The 302-nt window shown below is 58.6% G+C and carries 1 pseudogene; it reads right to left on the bottom strand.

Going from position 1 to position 302, the window contains the following annotated elements:
• Positions 1–302 (bottom strand): annotated as a pseudogene (locus tag ACCD03_RS25525) (hypothetical protein); the annotation flags it as partial.

Raw genomic sequence — 302 nt, forward strand, 5'->3', positions numbered from 1 at the left:
TCGAGCAAAAAGCTCCATGCGTCGAGCTCCGAGCTCGGGACGCCGAGCAAAAAGCTCCGTGTGTCGAGCTCCGAGCTTGGGGCGCCGAGCAAAAAGCTCCATGCGTCGAGCTCTGAGCTCGGGACGCCGAGCAAAAAGCTCCGCGTGTTGAGTTCGGAATTGGGAGCTTGGGGGCTTGATGCTTGACGCGGCGGTTCATCGCCTGTTTCACCCCCTGCCGGGGGCGACTCACTTTCTTTGTCTTGCCAAAGAAAGTAAGCAAAGAAAGGCGCGCCCGAGATGGCGACAGACTCCTTGAATTT

Source organism: Ralstonia sp. Ralssp135 (genome assembly GCF_047304345.1).
In the GTDB taxonomy this organism is placed as follows: Bacteria; Pseudomonadota; Gammaproteobacteria; order Burkholderiales; family Burkholderiaceae; genus Ralstonia; species Ralstonia chuxiongensis.